Source organism: Thalassospira sp. SN3W (assembly GCF_038070535.1).
GTDB classification, from domain to species: Bacteria; Pseudomonadota; Alphaproteobacteria; order Rhodospirillales; family Thalassospiraceae; genus Thalassospira; species Thalassospira xiamenensis.
Map to the genome: position 1 here is coordinate 43,198 of NZ_CP121124.1, position 26,128 is coordinate 69,325.

The window sequence follows — 26,128 nt, forward strand, 5'->3', positions numbered from 1 at the left end:
TTGAAATCGACAAACACTGATCTATTTTCAACGGGGGCCAGCATGCATTTTCAACGCGTATTCATGTACGCGATCGGATTTGGCATCATGCCTATGCTTATTCTGACGTGCCTGGTCCTGTCCGCAATCACTAATCATGCCCATGCCGCATCTGATACCTGCAAACAGATTGTCGTTGGTGGTGCGGCAGGATGGGAACCGATTTCTTACTTCGACAACAATGGCCATGCACAAGGCATTTCGATTGATATCCTGCGTCGATACACGCAGGAAAACAATATCAGTCTGAAAGTACATTTTGAAATCCCGTGGAACCGGTCGATCCAGATGCTAGAAGCCGGTGAAATCGATGTGATGGCAGGCGCCTATTCCACGGCCGAACGGGCGATGACTTTCATCTATTCCCTTCCGTATGCATCCGATGATGTCATGGTCTTTCAGCATGTTGACCGACAATTTTCCGTGCAAAACATAGAAAGCCTGATCGGTCACAGCGGTGCCCGTCCCCAAGGCGGAAGCTATGGCGATTTCATTGACCGGTATGCCAATGATCGGCTCGACATGATTTATTCACCAACCGGCAACCGCATATTCGATATCCTGATGAACGGGCGGGTCGAATATGTGTTGCTCGGGCGGTATGACGGCATGGCCAATGTCGCGATTGATGGTATCGAGCAACAGGTGATTGCCATTGAACCACCACTGGCAGTGAATGAAGTTCAATTCATGTTTTCGCGCAGCAGCCCGTGCGTTCCACACATCGCCCGGATCAACGACTTGATCACGGAACTGGACAGAAACGGGCAACTTTCCGAATGGGTCGCCCTTCACCTGCCCAAATCCAACAGCAACTGACAAAAAAAGACCGGCACAAAGGCCGGTCCAGTCTGGAGTATTCAGGGGAGGTTCTCGATATCGCTTAAACCGACTGTGTCATGACCGTTTCATCGGCTTTGGCCAGAACGGCATGCAGCAAAACCTGCCCGCCTGCATCCGACCAGTGCTTATGAACTTCTTCAATCTCGTTATGTGAAATGCCATCAACACACGGGATAAAGATCATCGCCGTCGGAGTCACTTGCGCCAGGTAGCACGCATCATGACCGGCACCCGACACAATCTCGCGCGCGGAATATCCGCCGATTTCGACCGCATTGCGGACCGCATCGACACAGGTTTTGTCAAACGGGACCGGGGCGTAATAGAAAATCTGTTCCAACTCGGTTTTCAGGCCGATGTCGGATGCGATTTTCTCCACCCCTTCGCGAAGCGCCTTATCCATATCGGCCAGGACCGCGTCGTCAGGATGGCGAAAATCGACAGTAAAGAACACCTCGCCCGGGATCACGTTGCGTGAATTGGGGTGAATCTGCATCATCCCAACCGTCGCACAGGCAAGCGGCGAACGATCCAGACCGATCCTGTTGACCAGATCAACCACCCGTGCTGCCCCCAGCAACGCATCCTTGCGGGTTTTCATCGGTGTCGGTCCGGCATGGGCCTCAACACCGGTGAACTTGATTTCATACCAGCGCTGCCCCTGTGCATCGGTGACTATACCGATATCCTTGCCTTCATCCTCAAGGATCGGGCCCTGTTCGATATGTGCCTCGAAATACGCGCCCATCGGATGGGCATCAATTGTTGCCTCGTCATCGCCAAGATAGCCGATGCGTTTCAATTCCTCGCCCATCGTCTTGCCATCGACATCAGCACGCGAATGGCCGTAATCAAGATCGAACACCTTGGCAAAAACGCCTGATGCAACCATCGCCGGGGCAAAGCGCGATCCTTCTTCGTTGGTCCAGCAAACGACTTCAAGCGGTGCTTCGGTTTCATATTTGGCTTCATTGAGCGTCCGGATCACTTCAAGGCCCGAAAGCACACCATAAACGCCATCATATTTTCCACCCGTCGGCTGACTATCAAGGTGGCTTCCCATAACGACAGGGGGCAGTTCAGGATTACGACCTTCACGGCGAGCAAAGATATTGCCCATCTTGTCGATACGGATAGTGCATCCCTCGGCCTTGCACCATTTGATGAACAAATCGCGGCTTTCACGATCCAGATCGGTCAGCGCCAATCGGCAAACGCCATCCTTGGCAGTTTTGCCAATCTTTGCCATCTCCATCAGGCTGCCCCAAAGCCGGTCGCCATTGATCGACAGATTACGCACACTTGGTTGAACGGTCATGTAGATATCCTTTTGTCTGTCTTTCGGCTTTGGCGTTATTCGGCTGCCTGTCGCATCGGGTTTAACGGATGTTCCGGCCAGGTCATGTAAGGCTTGTCGGTTTTGACCGGCTCCATGGTGATGCAATCAGGGACCGGACAAATATGATAGCAAAGGTTGCAACCAACACATTCCTCGTCGATGACAACAAACTCACGGTGCCCGTCTTCCTTGACATTCATCGCAATCGCCTGGTGCGATGTATCCTCGCATGCAATATGGCAGCGACCACATTCGATACAATTGTCGGGGTTGATCACCGCCTTGGTATCGAAATTCATGTTAAGCTCGTTCCAATTCGCGACCTGCGGCACGGCCGCACGCGTGAACTGTTCGACACTGGTGTAACCCTTGTCATCCATCCACTGGCTCATGCCGTCGATCAGATCATCAACAACCCGGAAACCATAGATCATCGCGGCCGTGCAGACCTGCACCGCATTTGATCCCAGCGCCATGAATTCAACGGCGTCTTTCCATGTGGTAATGCCACCGATGCCGGAAATATGCAGATCGCGGGTTTCCGGCGTACGGGCAATTTCGGCGACCATGTTAAGGGCAATCGGCTTGACGGCCGACCCGCAGTAACCGCCATGCGTCCCCTTGCCATCAACCATCGGCTCGGGAACCATACTGTCCAGATCGACCGAAATGATCGAGTTAACAGTGTTAATCAGCGACACGGCATCCGCCCCGCCTTTTAACGCGGCCTCCGCCGACCACAGGATGTTGGTGATGTTTGGCGTCAGTTTGGTAAAGACCGGAATATCAACCGCATCCTTGACCCAGCGCGTGACCTGTTCGACCATTTCAGGAACCTGCCCGATGGCCGATCCCATGCCGCGTTCGCACATGCCGTGCGGGCAGCCAAGGTTAAGCTCGATCCCGTGCACACCGCTTTCGGCGATCTGCTGAGCCAAATCCTTCCATGCCCGTTCTTCAATCGGGGCCATCATCGATCCGATAATCACATGATCGGGATATTCTTTACGGCATTCACGGATTTCCTGAAGGTTGACCGAAAGCGGCCTGTCGGAAATCAGTTCGATATTGTTGATACCAAGCAAACGGCGGTTCTGGTCATGATGCGCGCCATAGCGCGACGATACGTTAACCACCGGCGGGTCAATCCCCAGTGTCTTCCAGACAACGCCGCCCCATCCGGCTTCGAATGCGCGAACAACGTTGTATTTCTTGTCGGTCGGCGGTGCGGAGGCCAGCCAGAACGGGTTCAGTGAATCGATCCCGGCAATTTTGCAGCTTAGATCAGCCATTTTCTCTCTCCCTTTCTGGCTTATGCGGTTTTAAGGAACGCGTCGATGGCAATCGCGGCCTGCTTGCCGTCTTCGACCGACTGAACTGTCAGGTCCTCGCCACTTTTGATGCAATCCCCACCAGCAAAGATGCCAGATGCGGTTGTCTGGTAATTTTCATCGACCACGATCTTGCCACCGGCGATCTCCATTCCGGCAAGATCATCTGTTTTAATTTTCTGCCCGATGGCCTTCAGGATCTGGTCGGCGCGAATTTCAAATTTCTCACCGGTGCCGACAAGCTTGCCGTCATGAAGTTCCGTTTTCTCGAACTCCATGCCGATCAACTTGCCATTGGCCTTGATCGCGACCGGCTTGGCCCAGTGGCGCACGACAACGCCATTGATCTTGGCCAGTTCCTGTTCATATTCTGTGGCCGACATATGTTCAGCCCCGCGACGATAGACCAATGTGACTTCGTCCGCGCCAAGGCGTTTGGCCTGGATCGCGGCATCAACTGCAGTGTTGCCACCGCCGATCACGATCACATTATTGCCAACCGGCATGTCGGATTTCGGTTCGGTCTGGCGAAGTTGCTCGATAAAGGCAATCGCGTCATCGACACCATCAAATGCCTCTCCCGGCAGGCCAAGTTCGTTGGTCGCGCCAAGCCCGACCCCAACAAACACCGCATCATATCCGTCACGCAAAGCCCCAAGACTGATGTCACGGCCAAGCGCCTTGCCATACTCGATCCGGATGCCGCCAATGCCCAAAAGGAATTCAACCTCGCGCTGGGCGAAATCATTGGTCATTTTGTACGCCGCAAGACCATATTCATTAAGCCCGCCCGGCTTTGCCTTGGCCTCAAACACCGTCACATCATGGCCCAGCATCGCCGCGCGATGCGCGCATGAAAGCCCCGCCGGACCGGCACCGACCACCGCAATCTGTTTACCGGTCAGGGGGGCCCGTTTGAACGGATGGGGCAATTCATCGCGCGCCATCAGGTGATCAACCGCAAAACGCTGCAGACTGCCGATTTCAACCGCGACATCTTCGGACACATTGCGCACACAGGCTTGTTCGCACAGCACTTCTGTCGGACAGGCGCGCGCACAGGTGCCCCCCATGATATTGGCCGACAGGATGGTTTTGGCTGCCCCATCAGGGTTGCCGGTGCTGATTTTGCGGATGAAGCCCGGAATATCGATTGATGTCGGGCATGCCGTAACGCATGGCGCGTCATAGCAATACAGGCAGCGATTGCTTTCGGCCATGGCCTGCAAGGTGGAATAGGCCGGATGCAGATCGGAAAATCCGTCATCGGGATCATTATGGCCGATATGTCCCGAGCCGTGGATAGCACCTGATTTCGAAACTTGCTTGCCCTGCAAGATGGTCATGTTTTGTCTCCCTGCCAAAAAGGCGTCCTCTCCTGGCGTCAGCGAGAGACAAAACAAGAATGGCATTCTCAAAAAACCAGCCGCCCTTGGAAGCCTAAAAAAGCTCCGGATGGATTTATGGCGTATGCGGACGGGCGGGCCCGACCAACTCTGGGTCTTCAGTCAATGACATTCTTGGCGTATCCGTCCGGCTTATTGCCGGACTGTTTCCCAGTATTCGATCTGTCGCGCCTTTTTTTGAATTTCGGGTTATTCCCGGTTGATAGCGCGTACAGATGCCTCTCTCTGACCCATACAGCATGTCCAATCCTGATCATTTGGTCAAGATTAAAATTCAACACAGGATTGCAAGATGTGTAAGACATTAAAATCGCGCCTTGCTATGCATCCATGCGCGCAGGCTTCCTTTCTGTAGTGACCGTTTCCGCGACCGAAATCACCAGTACACAAATCGACATCAAAACAACTGAAATCGCCGATGCAGCAGGCAAATCACTGCCCGTTTCCGCAATTTTGGAGTAGAGCACCAGAGGCAGGATATTTACTTGTGTCCCAACCAGAGCCAACGCCGTACCGTACGCACCAAACGCCACCGCCGATGTAAGACAGAATGCCGAGACAAAACCCGGTACAAGTTGGGGCACCAAAACATCAACATGCGCCCGAAAACCCGACGCCCCCATAGTCTTTGCAGCCTGGATCTGGCTTCGGTCAAAATTTATAAGTGGTGGCAACAAGATCATCACTACCCGCGGTATCAGATAGTATGAGTAGGCAAATCCCAAGCCGATTGGCGAGAAAATAAATCCGCCAACAACAGAAGGCTCAGCCCCGACTTCCGCCAAAAGCATTGTAACAAATCCCGCCCTGCCAAAGGTCAGAATAAATCCATAAGCAATAATCAGCCCGGAAAACGTCAGCGGCAGCGAGATCAGAAACATCAAAGCTGAGCGAAACCGTTCTGATTTTTGCGACAGATGCAAAGAGACGAAATAGCCCACGATCAAAGAAAAGAGCGGTGCCGCCAATCCGATCACCAGACTGCCACGTAACCCGGCCCAGAAAACGGGATCGGAGGCGACCCTGCCATAGGCAGAGCCACCATCCGAGAGCGAGTCAGCAACAACGAAAACCAGCGGCAAAATGAAGAACGCACCGAGAAACACCGTTGCCGGTAATGCAAGCCAGAGCAAAGTGCTCTTGTGACGTCCAACCATTATCTTCATTCTCCGCTTTTCAGGTCTTTTTATTGCGTTAAAAACTCAGTCAATCACCAAGAACGGCCTTGGACCAACCGGTATCAATATCCGCCTTCAGCGCAGTCGCCTTGACGATATCAATCGGGCGAATCTGAGGGGCGTCTGGCATTTTATCAGCCACTTCCGGAGACAGCTTGACACCTGGAACCGACGGACGGACATATCCTTCGGCAAAGGTGGCCTGGCCCTCATCTGTCATGATGTAGTTGAGCCAAAGCTTTGCAGACGAAGGGTTCGGACCGTTTTTAACCATGCTGATCGCATAAGGCGCAGCCGCCGATGCTTCTTTCGGGATGACGACATCTATGTCATCCCCCATGCCGTCCTTGTATTTCGCTTTCAAGCCATCATTTTCATATCCAATCCAGATCGGAATTTCGCCTTTGAGGAACTGCGCATAGGGCGTCGTCCCGACGGTGCGCAGGACATTGCCGCTGTTATGCAGACGCGCAAGGTAATCGATACCCGGCTGAATGTTATCCATATCGCCGCCGTTGCCAAATGCTGCACCAAAAACAACAACCTGCCCCTGACCAGTCGAGCGCGGATCAAGATAGACAATCGAATTCTTGTATTCGGATTTCAGAAGATCAGCCCAGCTTTCCGGCGTTTCTTTGACCAGCTTTTTGTTTACCAGAAATGCAATATTGAGCTTGTGAACGGTAAACCATTTTCCGTCTTTCTCACGAAGCTCATCCGGCAGCTTGTCAAAATTGACAGGCTCAAACGGCGCAACAACATCCTTGGCAACCGCATCAAGTGCAGAACCGGCAAAGTAATAGGCAGTATCGGCTTGAGGACGATTGCGCGACTTGTCCAGCGCAACAACAGTCGCAGCCGAGCCTAGATCGTTATAGACCATTTCAACCCCCGGATAGCGGGCCTTGAAATTCTTGAATTGTGATGACCAGTTTGCCCAGGTCGGCCCGGTATCAAATGATACAATAAGACCTTCTTCCTGCGCTTTTTCATAAAGGGCCTGTTCACCATCATAAAGCTCAGGGCCGTCAAAGGCGCTGGCGGTAAACGGCGCAAGAGATAGAGCAGCAACCAGCGCCGCCTTGAACTTGAAATTCATCGAATGTCTCCTTGAGGGGGGGATATAGGAATGGACTATGAGCGAAGAATCCGAACCTGGTCCGGAGCAATCGAGACACCCGCAACAGTGCCACGATATCCTGTTTCACCAGTTATGATCTGGTCTCCAAGGGCAATGTCGTATCGACGTACTGCGCCAAGGAACCTGTCCTGAACAAGATCACCTTGGAAATAATTTACGCTATGATCCGTCCCACCCTCTGCGGCGGAGGGCGCACCGATCACCGGCATAACGGCTTCGGGGCGAACAAGCAGCGTCACGGATGCGCCGACTTGCCAATCCTCTGCGTTACAGACGACTTCGCCAAGCTCGGTCAACACCCGGTTGGGGCACAGCACTTTCCCCGGCCACAGATTGGCCTTGCCGACAAAGGCGGCGACTGTTTTATCAACTGGATTGTCGTAAAGATCACGCGGCGCGGCAAGCTGAAGCAAACTGCCTTCATGAATGACGGCGACCCTGTCTGCCATGGACAAGGCTTCTTCCTGATCATGGGTAACAAGGATCGCGGCGATGTTGGCCGTGCGCTGGATATGGGTAATCAGATCACGCATCTCGCCACGCAAAGAAGCATCAAGCGCTGACAACGGTTCATCAAGCAAAAGCGCCTTTGGCTGATAGACAAGCGCACGTGCAAGCGCAACACGCTGCTGCTGCCCTCCAGAAAGGGTCGCGGGCAGGCGATCAACGGCATGAGCCAGACCGACCTCCTGCAAGGCTTTGCGTGCGCGCTCAATTCGTTCATCGCGTGCAACACGGCGAAGCTGAAGCGGGTAGGCTATGTTTTCAAGCACCGTCATATGCGGGAACAGGGCGTAGGACTGAAACACAATACCAAGATCACGATGCCGTGCAGCAACACCTTTCATATCGCGACCGCTGATCTCGATGCGTCCCTGCTGCGGGTCCATAAATCCGGCGAGAAGCTTCAAAAGCGTACTCTTCCCGGAACCGGAGGGACCGATCACCGCCAGCAGTTCTCCGGTTTTGACATCAAAATTGATATCAGTAAGACCGCCTTTGCCATCCGCATAACGATAGGTGACATTTTCAAAACGGATGGTCATGGGCGTGCCTTTTGACGAAAATGTGAGAAATGCGCCCCGGCAGCACTGGCACATGCCGCCATCAAGGCAAGAAAGATCAAAACCACCGTGGCCGCACAAGCCAACCCGGTCGCACCATAAAATGCCTGCAACAGGACAACCGGATAGGTTCGCGAAAGAAAGCCCGCCACAAGGTTGGAAATCTGGAATTCACCAATGGAAATCGCTGTAACCATCATCAGACCGGACAAGAGGCTGTAGCGGAGCGAGGGGATAACGATATCGCGAAAACGCTGCCAGAAACCTGCACCAAGCGTTTCGGCGACCCTTTCCATTCCAGCAATACCAAGCCGATCCATATCCCCAAGGAGTGTTCCCACCAGATATGGCAGCGTCAACACCACATGCGCACAGACCAGAAGCCAGGTCGTACCGAGCCAAGGGGTATAATTGCTTGAAAATACGATAATAAATCCAAAGCCCAAGACAAGCTCAGGTACAGCAACGGGCAATAAGGTGAAAATACGCGCGGCCAGTCGAATGCCACGGTTAGCTGCCGAAAACACAGCGTAAGCAAACGGCACCCCAAGCAGAACGTTGATAACACATGTAGCAACAACGACCTGCAAACTGGTCAGAAAGGCTCGCTGAAAACTGGAATCCCCGGCGACCTCAAGGTACCAATCGAATGTCATACCGCTGGGCAGCAGGCTGTTGGTCCAGCTCGTGCCAAATGACCCTACCACCAACAGAAGAATCGGTGTCACCAGATACAAACAATATAAAAAAGTCACCAGACCCATAAAAAAAATTCCAGAGTGGCAAGATTAGAAGGGAAACGATATCGCGGCCAAAAAAATGGCCCACCGAACATCGTCCGAGGGCCAAGCTATGCGAGTCTGAAAATTTACACAAATGTAAGTTTAATGACATTTGCGAACACAAAAATCGCCGCGCCTATCAATTCACACCCAGCCCCAAAAATGCACTGGCGATCTTTGACAAAACAGCATCGACATCCTCGCAACGCACGACGCCGGGCACAACAGGCGCACTGGGCAGAGCGAAAACAGGACGATCATAATGCAGTCCATAAGCCATTTCCGTGATCGTGCCATATCCACCGCCCACAGCAATCAAAAGCCGTGCGGACCTTGCAATAACGGAATTACGCGTCGGACCAATACCGGTTGCCAACGGGATTGTGACATATGGATTTGCCGTCTCGAACTCATCACCGGGCAACAGACCAAGGACCAGCCCCCCCGCCTCATAAGCCCCGCGTGACGCGGCTTCCATAACACCAGTGCGCCCGCCAGTCAGCAGGGTATAGCCAATTTCAGCCAACCCCTTCCCAAGCGCTTCGGCATCCGCGCACTCAGCGTCACTAGCAATCTTTGCGCCAATGACCGCAACCGGAACCTGACGCACTTTTTGATTCTGAAACAACCAGCGCACAGCCTCTTGTGGGGTAACCGCCTGTAAGTTCACCTCGGATATCGCAACCAAACCGGCGACCTCATAGTCCCGAGCTTTCCAGCAAAGTGTCCAAGGATCAAATACTTTGCCCGCACAGCGCAGGACAGAGTTTCCCGTATCAATATGCAATTGCATGTTGCAATATCCTTTTTCCATCGCAATAAACTGGCCCGTTATGTAAACTAATTTACAATTCGAAACCAGAAAAGATTACAAGGCAGAAGAATGACATCGCCGACGACGCACGATATTCCAGTCGATCTGAGCCCCAGACAAAATGAAATCCTTCACATCATCCGTGATCAGGGATTTGCAACTCTTGAAGCTTTGGCCGACATTTTTGACGTGTCGACACAAACCATTCGTCGCGATGTCATCGATCTCAGCAAACAGGGATTTTTGCAACGTTTTCATGGCGGCGCAGGCCTGCCCAACAGCATGGTCCGTCTGGGGCATGAACAGAAAAACCGCCTTTCGCCAGAAGCCAAACAACGTATCGGAGAGTGCGCAGCACGCATGATCCCGAACGGGGCATCTGTATTTCTTGATGTCGGCACCACGGTCGAAGCCCTTGCTCGTGCCCTTGGTAAACATCGTAACCTGCGACTGGTGACCAACAGCTTGCTGTGCGCTTCAATCGCCTCGGCGCAATCGCATCAGGAGATTCACGTTATCGGTGGCCTTATATATGGCAGCGACGGATCCTTGGTCAGCAACGACGCCCCCGCAGCCATTCGACGCTTTGCCTTTGATTACTGCGTGATCGGGTGTTCGGGTTTTGATAAAAATGGCACCCCGCTCGATCATGACAGGCAAAAAGTCGCGATCAAGAATGCAGCGATCCGCTCGTCACGGCACAGCATCCTGATTGCGGATCAATCGAAATTCCAAGCCCATCCCTTCATGCGAATTGCCGAAACCACGGATTTCAGTGATTTCGTTACCGACATGATCCCACCGCCCCACATCAATGATGCCTTTGAACAGGCAGGGGTCTGCATCACCGTCGCCTGATAGAGAGTGACAGCAACACTGCGTAATGCAAGGACATGGCTGTTGCGCAGCAATGCTCCTATGCAACATAGCGCAAATATGCGATTTTAATCGGCACAAGCAGCAGGCTGTGATAGAAGCCGCAGCACAAGATTTCCCGCAGACGACAAAATAGAAAAGACCCGCAAGTGATGAGTAATCAATCGCGCCGTTCCGAATTGCTGATGCCCGCTGGCTCGCTCGAAAAACTGAAAGTCGCCGTCCTTTATGGGGCTGACGCGGTTTACATGGGCACGCCGGACCTCTCACTTCGGGTCAAAAGCCAGATGTCGCTTGATGATGTGGTCGAAGGGATCGACTTCGCCCATGAACATGGCGTTCGCGTTTACCTGACGCTGAACCTGTTCTCGCACAACAAGGATATCGACAAGCTGCCGGAATATGTCGACACCGTGCGCAAGGTCCGCCCCGACGGGCTGATCGTTGCCGATCCCGGTGTTTTCATGTTTGTCCGTGAACATGCACCGGAACTTGATCTGCATGTTTCGACCCAGGCCAATGTCTGTTCTTGGCAATCGGTCAAATTCTGGCAAAGCATCGGTGCCAAACTGGTCGTTCTAGGCCGCGAGGTTTCCTACGAGGAACTGACCGAAATCCGCGCCAAATGCCAGGACATCAAGATCGAGGCCTTCGTGCATGGCTCGATGTGCATGACCTATTCCGGGCGTTGCCTGTTGTCGAACTTCATGGCCGAACGCGGCGCAAATCAGGGTGCATGTGCCAATTCGTGCCGCTGGAAATACAAAGTCCACATGAAGCTCAAGGACGGAACGGTCAAGGAACTCAAACTGACCGAAGAAAACCTCGAAATGTTTGACTTCTTCCTTGAAGAAGACATGCGTCCGGGCGAACTGATGGAAATTCAGGAAGACGAACGTGGTTCTTATATCCTGAATTCGCGCGATCTTTGCATCATGCCGAAACTTGAAGATTACCTGAAAATCGGTGTCGATAGCCTCAAGGTAGAAGGCCGCGGCAAAAGCCCCTATTACGCTGGCCTCGTTGCACGTGCCTATCGCATGGCGATTGATGACTGGTACAAAGATCCTGAAAACTGGTCTGCCGAAGACTATATGAAGGAACTGGCGACCATCCCGAACCGCGGCTATACGCTTGCATTCCATGACGGCCGCCTGACCAATTATGCACATGGCTATGACAGCAACACCAATGTGTCCGATTGGGAATTTGCCGGGATGATCGAGGAAGTCGAAGACGACGCCTTCATCATGTCGGTCAAAAACCGCATGCTGCCCGGCGATGTGATCGAAATCGTACCACCGCGCTCGCGCCAGACCATTTTCATCCGCATGTATGAATTCATTGATGCTGCCACCGGTAAGGTCGGCGAAGCAGTTCATGCCAACATCCATCCACGCATCCGCCTGCCGTTCTCCCTGTTTGAACAGGAAGACCCGGAATTCCTGAAGCGCGAAATCCTGCCGATGACCATCGTGCGCAAGGAAAAGGCCCTGTCCGAAGACGAATGGCAACGCCTGAAACTTGATCAGGAAGGCCACAAGATCGAAATGGGCAAAGGCAATGAAGAACGCTATGACGCCAAACGCGAAGCGCTTCAGACCGCCCTTGATGACCGCCAGAAAGAACGCTCTTTCAGAACACCGCGCGTCGGCACCAAGGGATGCTGCGGCCGTGGCTGCAACGGTTGCCTGATCTTCTGGCACGATGAAAGCTACGCCAAGGCGCGTGAAATTCTTGCCAAACGCAAACAGGGCGAAATGCTGGAAAAAGACGGCAAGACGATTGCGGCTGAATAAGCCATCGCGCCCAAACCGTCTTTCCCGCGAAGGCGGGAATCCATGGCGCCACACTCGGTCAAAGATTGCGGGTCCGCGCTTCGCTCCGCCCGGAATGATTAGTACAGAAACGGCAGCGTTCCATTTGGAAGTTGCCGTTTTCTTTTGGCTATTCGGTGGCTTTCAGCGCCCGTTCTTCAAGCTTGTCTATCCGTTTGAGCCCGAACCAGCCAAGCACGACAAACACCAGCAACAAGACCGGACCAAACAGCATCAGGTTATGTTCCAGAAGTTCGGACATGCTTGCACCAAGCGTATAGCCAAGCACAAAATAAACACCGACCCAAAGCAACAGCGACAGGATACTCAGCGGCAAGAACCGCACCAAGGACATCGAACTCATGCCCACCGGCAGCATGCCGATCATGCGCACCGTATTGGGATAGCGGCACAACAGGATATAGGCGACGCCATAATGCTCGAACAGGCGCATGGTCTTGCCCAGCCAGCCCGCGAAGGATTTTGGCATTTTGGTCACGATGGCATCACCATATCGCCGACCCAGCCCGAACCGGATCATATCCCCGACAAACCCGCCAGCAATCATCGCAGTCAGGGACGGCACCAGCAGCAAACTTTCCGATGCCACCAGCATCCCGGCAAATACCGGCAGGATGCTGGATTTGCTGACGCAATAGGAAAAGATCAGGACATAGACCAGTTGCTGATGATCCTGAATCCATAGATTAATCGTCTCAAACACGGCAAAACCCGACTGCACTATTCGATGATGGCATGCCTTCTAGGCCAAACCGCACATAGGTGAAAGTGTGCCCGATCACAGAGGTAAGCTATCCTAGTTGTCGATTTCGCGCCTTCCTGGAAAATCGATCCCGAGCGAGGTCACTATTTCCATTACTTGAATGGAGGTTTCTGCGACGTCTTTTTGTATTTCCCGGAGGTCATTGGCATCCACTGGCATTGCGAAAACCCGGACTTCCCTGTCAACATAGCGAGGAAGAGATTTCCCTTTTTCATCAGGAACCTGCCACGAGCCGTGACAAAGGGCATTTCGATACTTCGAATGTGCCTTAATCCTACTGACAAGCTCGGAGACTTTTTGCTTATCCAAGCCATAGTAGGCCTTCGCTTCCTTTTGAAGCATGTCGGAGAGCTTCACAAGAGTCCCAGTTAGCGCACCTTCCAACTTCGAGCGCAGTTTTTGGTTCGAAAGATCCAGTTTTTCAACGGTACGGTCCTTGCTATCCGGAACCGCCAGCGCAAAAATGGCCCTACCGATAACGTCCTCAAGAAATCCATATGAAGCAACGACCCTTCCGAGGCACTCCCAAAACTCGTCACTATGACGGTGCGTTGGAAATGATTTCGGCAATTTGTCCATGTCAAAGTATCGTGGCTTAGGATTATCTTTCGCGCTCACCTATTTCTCCCTTTTACGCTAACTCGAACTTAATCGGTTGCGCACCTTCCCACAGGGTCATCTTGCCGAGCTTATCAAGGTCCTCAAGATTGCTGGTGACCGTGATGAAATGGTTTCCGGCAAGCTGGCCGACCTTGGATGCGAAATGCACACCGCCATAGGCCAGCAGGATTTCGGTTTCGCTGATCCCGCCGGGATAGAGCATGATCTGGCCCGGAGCCGGAAAACTGGTATGGTTTTCGTAACCGACACCAAACTGATAATCGCCAAGCGGCATCCACACACCCTCGCCGCTCCATCGGACATGGACGGCTTTGCTCTCAAACGGCATGCGATCCATGAACGCCTTGCAGGTTTGCGGCGCCTTGTCGATTTCAAGCACCCCGTCAAAGGTAAAAGGGCCAGCGGTGATTTTAATCTCGGTCATGATAAATCCATTCAAACAAATAGCATGATCCAGCCCCACGCAAACGCAAGGCTGATCAGGGTAACCGGGATGCCGATGCGGGCATAATCGCCAAAGCCGATGGTAATACCGGCGGCACGGGCCTGTTCGACCGCAATGATATTGGCAACCGAACCGACAATTAAAAAGTTGCCCGACAATGTGCTGAAAACCGCAAGCCCATGCAACAGCTCCGGCGTCCAGTCCGGGCCAAGCGACAGCAACATCATGACCAACGGCACATTGCCAATCGTGTTACTGCCCGCAAGCGAAAGGGGTGCCAGCACCGCCGGATTATCAATCCGAAGCCCGGATAAAGCATCACGGAAAAACGCGGCAATCGCATCATCCCCGGCCATTGCCCCGGTAACGATGAACAGTCCGCAAAACAGGGCCAGCAAATGCCAGTCGACTCTGCCCAGCACTTGATCAGTGCCAAGCCTTCGGCTGAGCAACAGCACGGCCACAATCAGCAGTGACCAAAGGGCGCGGTCCTCGACAAAGATAAAAATCGCAATTACCGCAAGGGTCGCCGCCACCGCCTTGATCAGCATCGGCCGGTCAAGGATGATCGCTGTGCCTTCGTCCAGCGCCGAGCCGTTTGGCACCGGATCAAACGCGGCCCGTGTCATCGGCCCGAAGCCAATCACGCCATAGACAATTAAAAGCCCGATCAGGGCAGGCACTCCGCACGCCAAAAGGAAGGCGGTAAAATCAAGCTGCCCGAATTCGGCAATCATCAGGTTCTGCGGATTGCCGATCAATGTCGCGGCCGATCCGGCATTGGCCGCACACGCCACCGCAATCACATAAGGACGCGGATCAAGCCTGCGTGCCATCACCGCCTGTATCAGGATCGGCGTCACCGCCCAGACGACAACATCGTTGGTCATCACCGCTGACAACCCGCCGCAGATCGCAATCACCCCGGCCAGAAGCCCGCGCGGGGTCAGGTCAAGATGGGTAATCCGGTTGCCGATCCAGTCAAAGAAACCGCTTGCAGCGTATTGAGATGACAACACCATCAATGTCAGCAAAACCGAAAGTGTCGCGAAATCGACCGATGCGAGTGCCGCATCCCCATCAACCGCGCCGCTTAACAAAAGCACCAGCGCCCCGATCAGCGCAATCCCCGTGCGATTGATCGCAAGCCCCGGCCAACGCCCCAGCGCCATGCCGATGTAGACTCCGCCAAATACGGCAACAACCAGCCAGTCCAATCCGTTCCATCCTGTTTAAATTCGGCGCGCAATAGCAGCCTGTTATTTACCGCTACTCTGGTAATCGGACGCGGTCAATCACATCTCGGGCAGGCTGCGGGATATGCACAAATTGCAATGCCCTATGTTGAAATCCGATAAATCACCTTCCTTGCCAATCCAAAAACCGGCCTTTCGCGCCATTTTGTGCGAAGCAACATGCTTTGTTCGACGTTTCTGCGGTTGTTCCATGACAAAACGCCATAAAATTTCACTTGCACGTGGGGGTTAACAGGCGTACATCGCGACTTGCCCAAAGTCGCACGTGCCTGTGGTGGTCCTGCTTATAGAACCCTGTAGGACTTACTTAAAGCAACGACGGTGTAGGGCTTTTTTGGTCTCAGGTGGTTGTCCAAATACCACCGACACTGAAGAGGCACACCATCATTGCCCTACGTGCGGACGGGAAACTCCCATCCATAGCGAGGCAAAAAGTTTCGCAAGTTCCGGTAGGCACCGGAGCTTATCAGCCTGTCGGTAGTCCGCGTTACTGCGCCTCCACCGCGCCTAAACGCATCAGGTACCGCAAGCTGCCATATCGTGGAATGGGAGAACGCCCCAATGGCAACGCAGCGTATTATCGATTTTCTCGCCCAGAACCGACCGGAAGGTCCGTGCCTGGTCGTCGACCTTGACGTGGTTCAGCGTAACTACGAAACCTTCACCCGTGCCCTGCCGGATTCCCGCATTTTCTATGCGGTCAAGGCAAACCCGGCACCGGAAGTTCTCAGCCTGCTTGCTGATCTAGGTAGCAACTTCGACACTGCATCCGTGCCCGAAATCGAAATGGCGATGGCCGCAGGTGCGAGCCCAGAGCGTATTTCGTTTGGCAACACCATCAAGAAAGAACGCGACATTGCGCGTGCCTACGAAATGGGTGTTCGTCTGTTCGCCGTTGATTGCGTGGAAGAAGTCGAAAAGATTGCCCGTGTTGCGCCGGCTTCGCGTGTGTTCTGCCGTATCCTGACCGACGGCGAAGGTGCCGAATGGCCGCTGTCGCGCAAATTCGGTTGCGCGCCGAGCATGGCGCTTGAAGTACTCGAACATGCCCATCACATGGGTCTGGACGCCTATGGCGTTTCCTTCCATGTCGGATCGCAGCAGTGCAATCTTGATGCTTGGAACATCGCCCTTGCAGAAGCTTCTTCGATTTTCCGCAACCTGGCCGAAAAGGGCATCGTCCTTCGCATGGTCAATATGGGCGGCGGTTTCCCGACCCGTTATCTGCGCGACGTTCCGGCAACCGAAGCCTATGGCTCGGCGATCATTGATGCGCTTCACAACCATTTCGGCAATCACATGCCTGAAACCATCATCGAACCGGGCCGTGGCATGGTTGGCGATGCAGGCGTGATCAAAGCTGAAGTCGTTCTGATTTCGCGCAAACATGCCGATGACGATGTACGTTGGGTTTACCTTGATATCGGTAAATTCGGCGGCCTTGCCGAAACCATGGACGAGGCAATCCGTTATCCGATCACCACGATCCATGACGGCGGCGATGTTGCACCGTGCGTTCTTGCCGGTCCGACCTGTGATTCGGCCGACGTACTCTACGAAAAGAAACCCTACGACCTGCCGGTTGCACTGACAATCGGTGACGAGGTTCTGATCGAAGCAACCGGTGCTTATACCACCACTTATGCCTCGGTGGCGTTCAACGGTTTCGCACCGCTGACCGCCTATGTGATCTAGGGATCGCATCAATGATCGTGATTGATCGCGAAAACAGCCTTTCGCACGTTGAACGTGAAAAGCTGCTTGATCGCGTCATGGGTCCGGCGCGCTTTCAGAAATCGTCTGAATTGCTGCGTCGTGGCCGCCTTCCGGCTGACGGTCTGGCGTTTGTCGCCTTTGATGGCAAACACATGATCGGAACTGTCCGGTTGTGGAATGTCAAAGCCGGTGACAGCGGATCTTCGCTGTTGCTGGGGCCGCTTGCGGTTGAAAAGGCCTATAACGGCTCGGGCGTTGGTGCGGGTTTGATGTATGCGGCGCTCAATGCTGCACAGTCAGCCGGGCACCAGTCAGTTCTGCTGGTCGGCGACCCGGATTATTACGCGCGCTTCGGCTTCAATGCGGCCCCTGCCAACGGGCTTCTGATGCCCGGACATTTTGATCGCCACCGGTTCCTTGGCATCAATCTTGGCAATGGCGATGCCCTTTCAGGTTCCACGGGCATCCTTCGGGCCACTGGCCAGATGACACATTAAGATGGCACATTGATAAAACCGACCTTAATCTGATAAAAAAGCCCCGCAGCCGATGCTGCGGGGCTTTTCTGTTACGGGCTTTTCGATCATCAACTAGTGCAGTTGTTGCGCGACAGCCAGCCGATAAAGATACCGTTATGTTCAAGCCGCTGATGGCTGAAACATTCGCCGCCGGGATAGGCCCCGCTTGCCGGAGTAAAGCGCACGGTTCCCTCGCCTGGCAGACGGTTGGTATTGGCCTCGACCAGTTCGGTATGAACCTCGCCAAGTCCATCTGTTGGCGCAAGACAGTCATAGCGCCCGCCATTATTATTGATCGTGCGAACGCCGACCATGCCATGGTTCAACGGCCAGGCTTTCAGAACCGATGTCAGATCACCGCTTGATACGGCAAGGCAGGAATTGATTGCTGGCATCAGTTCGTTGATCAAGCGTGTCCATTCCAGATTGTCGGGCTTTTCAAGTTCCTCGATATCGACGACCGGGAAATCGCCGGGGGCAAGTGCAAGCCCGGTAATTTCGGCCGAAACCGCACATTTGGTCGAACCACTCGGCCCGGTCCAGATCGCTTCCTGCCCTTTGCCACGAATTGAATATATCTCGTTGGCATATTCGTATCCCGACCCGGTCCGCTTGATGTTCAGAATCAGGGGTTCCCGGCCAAGGAATTCCACGACCGCCTCGTCCTTGCGGCCTTCAAATGTTGCATAGAACCGGCTTTTATCCTCGCAGACAAAGGTCTGGCGTCCGGTAACCGGGGCCATTGCCGCCTCGCCCAGGGCGGCTTCGATCCGGCTTAATGCAACCTTGCTTTGTGCCATCGCACCGCTGACTTCATGTTCATCCGGGGTACCCGGTGTGCCATCGACGGTTTTTGATCCACCGGCAAACCGTCCCATCGCAAAATCAAGATTCAGGGTAAAGTTCAATGTCTCGCCATCGCTGCTGCCGCCAAAATTGATACGCTTGGCATCTTCGGTGAAGCGCAGCAATGTGCCATTACGGTAATAGAATTTGATATCCGAACTGCCATAATCGCCAAGGTCACGATGTTCCTCGACATAGACCGGCTCACCGTCTGTCGTGACATAGGCCTTGAATGTCGTCTTGCTGTCCCCAGCACTATAACTGCCCGGGATCACGCGCAGGTCGGGCAATTGCGCCTTGATGGCCGCTACATCGCGATCAACATCGGAGCTGCCGCCATTCCGTGCGGCGGCGGCGGATTCCGGTCCGGCCCGCTTGACCAGAACCGCGACATCATCGGGCGCATCATTGGTCAGCACGGGATATGCCTGATCATTGCGAAACAGAAGATCGCCATTCTTGGTCTCGATCTTTGCCTCGATCACATAACGATGGCGTGGATCAATCTGTTTGGCGTCATAGGGCAGGATAAATACCATCGGCGGATTGGTCGCCGGATGGGTGATGGATGCAATTTCCATCGACGGCGCATCGGCTTTTGATACATCAAGAAGTCGCACGACAAGGTTCGCACTGTTTGGTGCCAGCGCAATCCTTTCGCGGAAAACGACGGTGCCGGTAACCCGGTCCTGATTGGATTGTAGTCCGGTACAGCCCGTGACCAGGGCCAAAAGCCCGATCATCAATACCGCCTGCAACCTTCCCCAAATCCATGAAGAGAGTTTCATTATGGCCTCAGTTTGCTCGTGTTTTTATCGGGTGTAGTCCCCCACCCCTAATCGTGAACGCAAACAACAAGAAAACCAAGGCCAAAAAGCGGCAAAATTACTGATTAAAGTTATGTTATTTCATCACGGCACTCAGGCGGCAAAACCGCCTGACACCATGGAACCCAGTACCTGCCTAACCGGCAAAGCGGGTGCAAACCTGCCCCGCCACATCGGTTTCAATCGACAACAAAGCACCTTCAAGATCGTTGCCATTGCCGTCCAGCCCGACGGATGCTGACGTGATATAAAGCGTCTTGAGATCCGGGCCACCAAAAACACAACTGGTCGGCTGGGTCACCGGCAATTCGACTATACGATCCACCGATCCATCGGGTGCAAACCGGATCAGGCAACTTCCCCCCCAACGCGCGTTCCAGATATAGCCATCCGCATCCATTGCCGATCCATCCATATTCCCGCGCGCGTGCGGACCAAAGAACAGTTTCGGGTTTGAAGGCACACCGGTCGCCATATCGAAATCATAGACATCAAGCGTGTTCCTGATCGTGTCGCCAAAGAACATCTTTGTGCCATCGGCCGACCACAGCAACGTATTGGAAATCCCGATATCGGCAACAAAGCGTTTGATATCGCCATTCGGCTCGACCCGGTTCAAAGTTCCCGTCGATACCGTCACGGGCAGGTCTTCGCCATTCGGGCCAATATTGTTTTGCATGCTCCCGTGCCAGAACCGCCCTGCCGGATCGACACGCGCCTCGTTCGACCGATTGCCGGGGTGATCTGCATCTGGGGCAACAAACGGCGTGGTCTGTCCACTTTCGGCATCCAGAAACGCCAAACCGTCGGCCAAGGCCACCAACAGCCCGCCAATCGTGCGTGGTACGATGGCCGATACTGGCTGATTGAAAGTCCAGCTGCGCGATCCGCCATCGCTCGGGCGCAAGGCGAATGCGGTTTTACCGACAATGTCGACCCAATAAAGGACACCATCCTCGACATCCCAATGCGGTCCTTCGCCCAGCGTACAGCGCAGATTTGGCAGAACCGTTTTAACTTTGGACATAATATCTCCCTGATATTCTGGCGGGTTTTCCCCGTTTTAACCTGTCCCCTTAATGCAAACCAGTCGGCCATCAAGCCACGATCCGGCGCAGGGAAATCATTATGTCTATTGCTATCGCGAAAGGGAGAAACTGAAAAGTCATTTTGTATGATGATTGACTTAAACCATGGATCTCAATCGCAACTCGGTTGCATTTTCATTTGGTTATTGATAGGCATTCTCATATTCAGTTGCCTGCGTTGCCGGATATAATCCGTCATTTCGCATCGGCACCGACTTCTTGCGAGTTTCCGCCCAATGTTCGATCTGAAAAATGTCTCCTTCCAAAGCGAAGGCAAGAACCCGAAAACGCTGCTTGGCGATATATCGGTGTGCTTCCCGACAGGCGAATTCAGCGCGATTGTCGGACATAACGGATCGGGCAAAAGCACGCTTTTGAAATTGCTCGCCCGCAAAAACAAACCGGCATCCGGCCAGATTACGCTAGATACGCAAATCCTTGATAGCCACAGCACACGCGATTTCGCCCGCAAGGTCGCCTATCTGCCGCAAAGCCCGATTGTCCCAGCCCATCTCAGTGTCCGTGAACTGGTTGCCTTTGGCCGATATCCGTGGCGCGGCGCCTTTGGCCGATATCGCGCGGAAGATCACGAAAAAATCGACCGTGCCATGGAAATGACCCACGTCACCGAATTTGCCGACCGCTTTGTCGCAAGTCTTTCGGGTGGGGAACGCCAACGTGTCTGGCTCGCCATGCTGCTTGCCCAGGATGCCCCGGTTCTGTTGCTTGATGAACCGACATCCGCCCTTGATGTCGGTCATCAACGCGACATCCTGCAACTTGTCGCCAATCTTAAATCCGAAATCGGCCTTACCGTGATTGCCGTTCTGCACGATATCGACATGGTCGGGCGGTTTGCCGATCATATCCTCGCCCTTCGCGGCGGCCGAACGTGCTGGCAGGGCACAGCAGCCGACTTCATGCAGGCCGATACGCTTCGCGATATTTTCCAAACCGAAATAGGTGTGATCCGCTTGCCGGAATCCACTCATTATGTCAGTTACATAGCCTAGGACCCTGACCATGCGAAACCGTCTGATCGCTTCAATTGCCTGTTCCTGCATGATTGCAACCGGCATCCTTGCACCGACCATCGCCCCGACAATCGCATTGGCTGAAACCTATCGCCATGAAATGGGAACGGTAAATTTCGCAACACCCCCGACCCGGATTGCCGTATCGAACTGGTCACTGACGGAAACGGTTCTGGCCCTTGGTCTTGATCCGGTCGCCATCCCGGAGGCCGACGGATATCGCGCATGGGTCGTCGAACCTGCCCTACCCGCTGAATTTGCCGATCTTGGCGAACGCAGATCCCCTAACCTCGAAGTTCTGCGCGATAGTCGCCCCGACGTCATCCTGATCAGTAACGAAGTCGCCATGGCCTATGACAAGCTATCGGCTCTTGCCCCAACCATGGTCTATTCGATCTATAACAGCGATCAGTCCGCCCTTGAAAAGGCCGAGGAGCTCACGCGCAATATCGGTAAACTGACCGGGCGCAGCGACAAGGCCGAGGAAATCATCGCGTCGGCCAATCAACGGATCGCCGCCGCCGCCGACCGCATCCGCAAGGCCGTTGGTGATGATGCCAAATTCTCGGTCGTACGCATCCTTGATGGTGCCCATTTCCGCATTCACGGCACTACATCGCTTTTCGGATCGACACTGGCGCGGATGGGATTTGCCAATGCATGGACCGGCCCGCTTAATGGCTGGGGCTTCAGCAATGGCGAAATTGGCGATCTTGCCAAACTCGGCCCGGCTCATGTCGCCTATATCGAACCCACCCCCGATCCGGTAAAGGCCAAACTTTTTGCCTCTCCGGTCTGGAAGGCGCTGCCGTTCAACCGGCAAAACACCGTCTATGAAGTCCCTGCAAGCTGGACATTTGGCGGGCTTTTGTCGGCAGCACGTTTTGCAGAACAGCTTGCTGATGCCGTGACCAATACCACCGCACAGGGATCGTAGACCGATATGATCAGACACCTGTTTCTTCGCCTGTTCGTGATCGCCGGTTTAACCGCACCACTTACGCCCCAAATGGCCCACGCCGATCCGATAACCATTGAACATGAGCGCGGCACCCTAAAGCTTGATGCCCCGGCTAAACGCATTGCCGTGACCAATTGGGCGACAACCGAAACCGTCATTGCACTGGGGTTGGCCCCGGTCGCAATTGCCGATCCCGACGATTACCTTGACTGGGTTGCCAAGCCGGACCTTCCCGAGAACTTCACCGATATTGGCCAGCGCGCCGCCCCCAATATGGAAGCCCTGCGCGCGGCCAAGCCCGACCTGATCGTGATCAGCAAGAACCTTGAAATGGCATATGACAGTTTCAATGCCATCGCCCCAACCATCGTATTATCGGTCTATAACAACAATCGCGATGCCCTGCCCGAGGCGCAAAAACTTCTCGAAACCCTCGCCAAGGCCACCGATCGTCAAGCCGAAGCCAAAGCATGGCTTGACGATGCCGATGTCAAATTCGCTGAATATGGCGATCGTGTCCGGGCCGCCATGCCGCCGGGTCGCGCCCTTGCCATTACCCAGTTCGTCTCCGAAAGTCATATCGGACTTTATGGCAAATCATCTCTGCCCGGCACGGTACTTGCAAAAATGGACCTGCCGCTGGCCTATCAGGGGCCTGTCAATAATTGGGGCTTTGCCAAGGGTGGCGTCGAGATTCTTGGCCCCCGCGCGCAGGATACACTGGTGTATCTGAACCCGGTGCCCGACGTGATCCGTGAAAAAGTCTGGGCATCCCCGGTCTGGAAAATCCTTGATTTCGTTAAGAATGACCGGGTCTATGAATTGCCCGTCGTATGGGCCTATGGCGGCATGCCATCGGCCTTGCGCTTTGCCCGGCTTCTTGCCGAAAGTATGGAAAGCGGCCCGGTTAAATGAGCGGCCAAAAGTCCTGTGAAGCGAACCCTGCAATGACACGCGCCATCAATAGTGACATGAACCGCTTTTTCCATCGCGGCCCGGCGATCCTGTGCCTTGTCCTTGCGATCTGTTCCGTTGCCATCCTGATCAACGACCTTTGGCCGTTCCTGCAAAACGGCGCCGGGATGAATGTGCTGTTTCATCCCGACGAAACCGATTTCGACCAAATCCTGTTTCATTTCAGCACCCTGCCCCGTATCGCGATGGCCTTTATCTGCGGGGCCGGTCTGGCCTTGGCTGGGGCGGCGATCCAGACGGTATTGCGCAACCCCTTGGCATCGCCGACCACCCTTGGGGTTGGTGCCGGTGTTGAATTTGCCCTGACGGTTTTCCTGCTTCTGGCCCCTGCGGCCTCGGCCCCGTTCAAGGAAGCCGCTGCCCTTGCAGGTGGCATGATCGCCCTTGGCGCGGTTTATCTGATTGCATCGCGGCGCGCCAATGCGACACTGTGGCTGATCCTGGCCGGGATGATCATCAATCTGATGCTGCAATCGGGCACGCAGATTTTCCTGCTGTTTAACGAACAATATCTGCAATCGGTCTTCATGTGGGGGGCAGGAGATCTCGCGCAAAATGGCTGGGACTCAACGCAGTTTGTTTTGCCCCGCCTGCTGGTTGGTGTTGCGGTTGTGCTGTTGCTGTCACGCCCGCTTGATCTTCTTGCCCTTGGTGACGACACCGCAAGCTCGCTTGGTGCGCGTGTAACCATCCTGCGACTGCTGATTCTGGGCTTTGCCGTCTTCATTACCGCATCGGTCATTTCGGCCGCCGGATTGATCGGTTTTATCGGTCTGGCGGTTCCAGCCGCCCTGCGCATTGCCGGTCTGACGCGTTCGCGCGATCTGATGATCTATTCGCTGTTGACCGGGGGCTTTGCATTGCTGTGCATCGACTTCCTTGTCCGGCAGATGAATGGGCTTGGCGGTGACATCGTTCCGACAGGTGCGGCCACCGCATTGATCGGTGCCCCCTTCATCATTCTGATCCTGCGCAAGGCACGGATCATGCCCGGCCAGCAAAGCGAGGACCACCACCCCGATCAGCAGATTGTCTCGAAAAATGTGCTGAGCCTGGTACTGGTATTAGGGTTGGTTACAGGCCTCGGCTTATCTTTGTTTGTATCGTTTAACGGCCATGATTTTGTGCTTCTGACCGGCGGTGAAAGCTTCCATGACATCCTCCTCCAGCGTTCCGAACGCACCTTTGCCGCGATCATTTGTGGTGCGGCACTGGCGGTTTCAGGCACGTTAATTCAACGCGTTGGTCGCAATCCTTTGGCTAGCCCTGAAATTACGGGCGTCAGTTCTGCTACCGCACTTGCCATGATCATCGCCCTTGTCTTCTTTGGCTTCGGGCAACGCGCCGATCTGATGTTTGTCGGGGCGGTCGGCGGGATCATTTCGCTGATCATTTTATTACTTCTATGCCGAAAATTCACCCACGCCCCGCATTACCTATTACTCAACGGCCTTGCTTTAACCGCCATTTTGGGTGCCATTGTACGGATTGCTTTGACCCGCAGCGGCACACAGACCTCAATGCTGATTTCATGGCTGGCTGGCACCACATATTTTACCAGCATGGACGAAGTCCTCATCGTCGCGGGGGTTACAGTAGCCTTGCTGATTGTGGTGATTGCGGTCCGTCGTCCGCTTGAACTGGCATCATTTGGCAATGATCAGGCCACCTCGCTAGGCCTTGGCATTTCAGGCTTTCAGTTCTTCATCATGCTGCTTGCTGCCATCCTTGCCGCCAGTGCCACCCTGCTTGTCGGGCCGCTTAGTTTTGTCGGACTGATGGCACCGCATTTGGCGCGTATTGCCGGGTATCGGCTTGCAGGCGCCCATTTGCTTGGTGCGGTTCTGATCGGGGCGAATGTAATGATGGTGGCCGAATGGATGGCCAGAAACCTGCTTTATCCGCAACAACTGCCAACCGGCCTGATCGCGGCACTGATCGGAACGGCCTATTTCCTGTTTCTGGCAATCCGAAAAAGTTAGCGCTTTGGCCAGTTCTCAGCCATCGCATAAGCCTTTTCAAGGCTATCAGCATGTTTAATCGGAAATGGCAGCATCTTTGCAAAGTTGCTGCTCTCCAATTCTTCTGTATGACCTTCGTGGTCGTGGTCATCGACCCGGATCACGCCATACAGAAACGCCGATAACCTGTCACGATTTTGCTTAAACCAAAGGGCGGCCTGTTTGCGGGTTTCGTGATCCTGATCAGTATGGCCCTGAACCGTCATGATCAGAAGCACCGGTTGTGTTCGGACCGAAAGCGCATGAAGGGCGGTGATATAGGCAGCCCCGTCCGCTTCGCTTTGGGCATCTTTCATTTCAAACATGACAATCCCGTGACGCGGTTCCGAACTTGTAAACATTCCGTCTCCTGAACACCGAAACACCCGGCGGGACGACCCGCCGGGTTGCTATGCTGCTATGCCGC

The 26,128-nt window shown here is 54.1% G+C and carries 24 protein-coding genes; 9 read left to right on the top strand and 15 right to left on the bottom strand.

Annotation, left to right across the window (positions count from 1 at the left end; all coding sequences use genetic code 11):
* Positions 1-87 precede the first annotated feature (87 nt).
* Positions 88-858 (top strand): transporter substrate-binding domain-containing protein, encoded by a 771-nt coding sequence (locus P8T57_RS00190; RefSeq protein ID WP_341364216.1) that lies wholly within the window; start codon positions 88-90, stop codon positions 856-858.
* A gap of 64 nt (positions 859-922) precedes the next feature.
* On the opposite strand, the gene P8T57_RS00195 is transcribed toward P8T57_RS00190, so the two are convergent.
* From P8T57_RS00195 to P8T57_RS00230, 8 genes are all read right to left on the bottom strand, one after another.
* Positions 923-2,200 (bottom strand): Zn-dependent hydrolase, encoded by a 1,278-nt coding sequence (locus P8T57_RS00195; protein WP_114093907.1) that lies wholly within the window; start codon positions 2,198-2,200, stop codon positions 923-925.
* A gap of 35 nt (positions 2,201-2,235) precedes the next feature.
* Entirely contained in the window at positions 2,236-3,513 is a 1,278-nt protein-coding gene (preA, locus tag P8T57_RS00200) for an NAD-dependent dihydropyrimidine dehydrogenase subunit PreA (protein ID WP_063094646.1), read from the bottom strand.
* Positions 3,514-3,533: 20 nt separating this feature from the next.
* Positions 3,534-4,898 (bottom strand): NAD(P)-dependent oxidoreductase, encoded by a 1,365-nt coding sequence (locus tag P8T57_RS00205; RefSeq protein WP_037988639.1) that lies wholly within the window; start codon positions 4,896-4,898, stop codon positions 3,534-3,536.
* Positions 4,899-5,278: 380 nt separating this feature from the next.
* Positions 5,279-6,115 carry an ABC transporter permease subunit gene (locus P8T57_RS00210; RefSeq protein WP_037988713.1) on the bottom strand — a complete coding sequence of 279 codons (837 nt, stop codon included), beginning with the start codon at positions 6,113-6,115 and terminating at the stop codon, positions 5,279-5,281.
* A 49-nt stretch (positions 6,116-6,164) separates the two neighbouring features.
* A complete protein-coding gene (locus P8T57_RS00215) occupies positions 6,165-7,235 on the bottom strand; it encodes an extracellular solute-binding protein (protein ID WP_063094642.1) in 1,071 nt (356 codons plus the stop codon).
* A 35-nt stretch (positions 7,236-7,270) separates the two neighbouring features.
* Positions 7,271-8,323 carry an ABC transporter ATP-binding protein gene (locus P8T57_RS00220; protein ID WP_341364217.1) on the bottom strand — a complete coding sequence of 351 codons (1,053 nt, stop codon included), beginning with the start codon at positions 8,321-8,323 and terminating at the stop codon, positions 7,271-7,273.
* On the bottom strand, positions 8,320-9,105 hold the full coding sequence (locus P8T57_RS00225) for an ABC transporter permease subunit (RefSeq protein ID WP_037988631.1): 786 nt from the start codon (positions 9,103-9,105) through the stop codon (positions 8,320-8,322). The genes P8T57_RS00220 and P8T57_RS00225 overlap by 4 nt, the downstream gene beginning before the upstream one ends.
* Positions 9,106-9,262: 157 nt before the next feature.
* Entirely contained in the window at positions 9,263-9,916 is a 654-nt protein-coding gene (locus tag P8T57_RS00230; RefSeq protein ID WP_063094638.1) for a TIGR00725 family protein, read from the bottom strand.
* A 90-nt stretch (positions 9,917-10,006) separates the two neighbouring features.
* Between P8T57_RS00230 and P8T57_RS00235 the strand changes: the two genes are divergently transcribed.
* Both P8T57_RS00235 and P8T57_RS00240 read left to right on the top strand, forming a co-directional pair.
* Entirely contained in the window at positions 10,007-10,795 is a 789-nt protein-coding gene (locus tag P8T57_RS00235; RefSeq protein WP_341364218.1) for a DeoR/GlpR family DNA-binding transcription regulator, read from the top strand.
* 170 nt (positions 10,796-10,965) lie between these two features.
* Positions 10,966-12,612: a U32 family peptidase gene (locus P8T57_RS00240; RefSeq protein ID WP_341364219.1), complete on the top strand. Its 1,647-nt coding sequence runs from the start codon at positions 10,966-10,968 to the stop codon at positions 12,610-12,612.
* A gap of 148 nt (positions 12,613-12,760) precedes the next feature.
* On the opposite strand, the gene P8T57_RS00245 is transcribed toward P8T57_RS00240, so the two are convergent.
* From P8T57_RS00245 to P8T57_RS00260, 4 genes are all read right to left on the bottom strand, one after another.
* Entirely contained in the window at positions 12,761-13,354 is a 594-nt protein-coding gene (locus P8T57_RS00245; RefSeq protein ID WP_341364220.1) for a VTT domain-containing protein, read from the bottom strand.
* A 93-nt stretch (positions 13,355-13,447) separates the two neighbouring features.
* On the bottom strand, positions 13,448-14,032 hold the full coding sequence (locus P8T57_RS00250; protein WP_341364221.1) for a hypothetical protein: 585 nt from the start codon (positions 14,030-14,032) through the stop codon (positions 13,448-13,450).
* Positions 14,033-14,045: 13 nt separating this feature from the next.
* Positions 14,046-14,459 (bottom strand): DUF3830 family protein, encoded by a 414-nt coding sequence (locus P8T57_RS00255; protein WP_341364222.1) that lies wholly within the window; start codon positions 14,457-14,459, stop codon positions 14,046-14,048.
* Between the two features lie 11 nt (positions 14,460-14,470).
* Complete coding sequence (locus P8T57_RS00260; protein ID WP_341364223.1) at positions 14,471-15,697, bottom strand: SLC13 family permease; 1,227 nt, start codon at positions 15,695-15,697, stop codon at positions 14,471-14,473.
* A 600-nt stretch (positions 15,698-16,297) separates the two neighbouring features.
* On the opposite strand from P8T57_RS00260, the gene P8T57_RS00265 reads away from it, so the two are divergent.
* Positions 16,298-17,431 (top strand): type III PLP-dependent enzyme, encoded by a 1,134-nt coding sequence (locus P8T57_RS00265; protein ID WP_341364224.1) that lies wholly within the window; start codon positions 16,298-16,300, stop codon positions 17,429-17,431.
* An 11-nt stretch (positions 17,432-17,442) separates the two neighbouring features.
* On the top strand, positions 17,443-17,949 hold the full coding sequence (locus P8T57_RS00270; RefSeq protein WP_063094624.1) for an N-acetyltransferase: 507 nt from the start codon (positions 17,443-17,445) through the stop codon (positions 17,947-17,949).
* Positions 17,950-18,038: 89 nt separating this feature from the next.
* On the opposite strand, the gene P8T57_RS00275 is transcribed toward P8T57_RS00270, so the two are convergent.
* Together P8T57_RS00275 and P8T57_RS00280 are read right to left on the bottom strand one after the other, a co-directional pair.
* Positions 18,039-19,604 carry a YbaY family lipoprotein gene (locus tag P8T57_RS00275; protein ID WP_341364225.1) on the bottom strand — a complete coding sequence of 522 codons (1,566 nt, stop codon included), beginning with the start codon at positions 19,602-19,604 and terminating at the stop codon, positions 18,039-18,041.
* A 175-nt stretch (positions 19,605-19,779) separates the two neighbouring features.
* Positions 19,780-20,670: an SMP-30/gluconolactonase/LRE family protein gene (locus P8T57_RS00280; RefSeq protein WP_063094620.1), complete on the bottom strand. Its 891-nt coding sequence runs from the start codon at positions 20,668-20,670 to the stop codon at positions 19,780-19,782.
* Between the two features lie 297 nt (positions 20,671-20,967).
* On the opposite strand from P8T57_RS00280, the gene P8T57_RS00285 reads away from it, so the two are divergent.
* Genes P8T57_RS00285 through fhuB form a run of 4 tightly spaced genes read left to right on the top strand, consistent with a single transcriptional unit; the run spans position 20,968 to position 25,683 of the window.
* Positions 20,968-21,744 (top strand): ABC transporter ATP-binding protein, encoded by a 777-nt coding sequence (locus tag P8T57_RS00285; RefSeq protein ID WP_063094618.1) that lies wholly within the window; start codon positions 20,968-20,970, stop codon positions 21,742-21,744.
* A 10-nt stretch (positions 21,745-21,754) separates the two neighbouring features.
* Positions 21,755-22,702 (top strand): iron-siderophore ABC transporter substrate-binding protein, encoded by a 948-nt coding sequence (locus P8T57_RS00290; RefSeq protein WP_341364226.1) that lies wholly within the window; start codon positions 21,755-21,757, stop codon positions 22,700-22,702.
* Between the two features lie 6 nt (positions 22,703-22,708).
* Entirely contained in the window at positions 22,709-23,641 is a 933-nt protein-coding gene (locus tag P8T57_RS00295) for an iron-siderophore ABC transporter substrate-binding protein (RefSeq protein WP_341364227.1), read from the top strand.
* A 32-nt stretch (positions 23,642-23,673) separates the two neighbouring features.
* Positions 23,674-25,683 carry a Fe(3+)-hydroxamate ABC transporter permease FhuB gene (gene fhuB / locus P8T57_RS00300; protein ID WP_341364228.1) on the top strand — a complete coding sequence of 670 codons (2,010 nt, stop codon included), beginning with the start codon at positions 23,674-23,676 and terminating at the stop codon, positions 25,681-25,683.
* Here the strand turns inward: fhuB and P8T57_RS00305 are convergent.
* Positions 25,680-26,063 carry a hypothetical protein gene (locus tag P8T57_RS00305; protein ID WP_341364229.1) on the bottom strand — a complete coding sequence of 128 codons (384 nt, stop codon included), beginning with the start codon at positions 26,061-26,063 and terminating at the stop codon, positions 25,680-25,682. The genes fhuB and P8T57_RS00305 overlap by 4 nt on opposite strands.
* Positions 26,064-26,128: the final 65 nt, after the last annotated feature.